General features: G+C 68.4%; 1 protein-coding gene. It reads right to left on the bottom strand.

The genetic code is table 11. The features are described 5' to 3' along the window. Positions 1-412, bottom strand: a 412-nt coding sequence (locus MKK51_RS01135) for a helix-turn-helix domain-containing protein (protein ID WP_243974468.1), incomplete at its 3' end; no start/stop codon positions are given. Positions 413-741 lie beyond the last annotated feature (329 nt).

The following is a 741-nucleotide window of genomic DNA, read 5'->3' on the forward strand; positions in this document are numbered from 1 at the left end:
GCTGCAGGCGGTGCGCGTCCCAGATCCGTTGCACGGCGCGCAAGGAGATCCCGACGCGCTTGGCCAGGGCGCGCCCGGTCCAGTGGGTGACCTCGTCCGGCGGCTCCGAACAGGTCAGTGCGAGCACCTCCGCCACCGTCCGCGTGGAATGCGGCGGGGTGCCGGGTGGGCGGGTCTTGTCGCGTAGCAGACCCTCGACGCCCTCCTCGGCAAAGCGCTGCTGCCAGCGCCAGACCGCGGGCCGACTGACGCCGGCTTGCCGAGCCACCTCTTGCACGGTCAGGCGCTTGCCTGAAAGCAGGACGATCCGGGCGCGCAGAATGTGCTGGAGGGGACGGGAGCGGTCACCCACGATCCCGGCCAACTTGGACATCGTGGCGGCATGGGGGAGTACACAGGCAGCCTGGGCCATCGCCCAGACTCGCACGCCGCACGACCCGCGTGAAGCATCGGTCCGCGTCACTGCACTAGAGGCCTGACCTCGATGTACGGTCCTGAGTGAGAACACCCTGCTGACGAATACGGCTCGGGACGCGGCGCCGGACAGTCGAAACGCCTTCACGCTGTCATGTATCGCTTGTCGGACCTCGTGGGCGGGCGGCGTGGGTGCGACGGCACCGTGAATGGCGGACCCTGTCCCTTGCGAGCCTAAGCGATGCGACCGGCCGGGAGGGCAATGTAACGTTTTGTGACAATGGACTTTCCCCCGTTGTCGCGGCGGCCGGCCCTCGTATGTTCGGG

This window comes from Methylobacterium sp. E-045 (genome assembly GCF_022829685.1).
In the GTDB taxonomy this organism is placed as follows: Bacteria; Pseudomonadota; Alphaproteobacteria; order Rhizobiales; family Beijerinckiaceae; genus Methylobacterium.